The organism is Pseudomonas sp. GM102 (assembly GCF_000282555.1).
GTDB lineage: Bacteria > Pseudomonadota > Gammaproteobacteria > Pseudomonadales > Pseudomonadaceae > Aquipseudomonas.
The window spans coordinates 1-750 of record NZ_AKJB01000140.1 but is presented as its reverse complement, the minus strand read 5'-3'; the positions used below and the strand labels follow the sequence as shown (position 1 = coordinate 750).

Genomic DNA, 750 nt, shown 5'->3' with positions numbered 1-750 from the left:
CGTCTTTGTAGACGTCGTCCTTCGGCGCATCGACGGTCACGCTGCCGGTAGTCGCACCGGCGGCAATGGTGATGATCGCGCCGTTGCTCAGGGTGACAGTGACCGGGGTGCCGGCGGCGTTGGTCAAGGTCGCGGTGTAAACGATGGAGCCGCCTTCAGCAACCGAGTCAGTGGCAGTCAGCGACAGGTTGGTGGTGTCCGCGGTGTCGGTAACCGAGGTGTCCGCCGACTTGCCATCGACTTCCAGTTTTTCGTAGTTGCCACCCTTGGCATCGTCAATCTTGACGCTCAGAGAACCGCCACCAGCCAGCGCATCGTTTGGCGCAACGAAGTTGACAGAACCGCTGCTCGACCCGACCGGGATGGTGATGGTCTGGCCGTTGGACAGGGTCACAACCACCGGCGAGCCGGTGACCGGTGCGGAGACGGACGCGGTGTAAACCACCGTACCGCCTTCGGCAACGGTAGACGTTGCGGTCAGGTTGACCGTCGTAGTGTCGAGGGTATCGGTGACATCGGTAACCACAGCCGCCGGGTTGGTCGCCAGGTTCTCAAAATTGCCGCCTGCGGCATCTTTGATGGTCACTTCGACCTGACCGGCGTCTTTGTAGACGTCGTCCTTCGGCGCATCGACGGTCACGCTGCCGGTAGTTGCGCCGGCGGCAATGGTGATGATCGCGCCGTTGCTTAGCGTGACGGTCACTGGCGTGCCAGCTGCATTGGTCAGTGTCGCGGTGTAAACGATGGAAC

The 750-nt window shown here is 61.9% G+C and carries 1 protein-coding gene; it reads right to left on the bottom strand.

The window, feature by feature from the left end:
* Nucleotides 1-750: immunoglobulin-like domain-containing protein (locus PMI18_RS02185; protein ID WP_007907084.1), on the bottom strand; the 750-nt coding region annotated here is incomplete at both ends.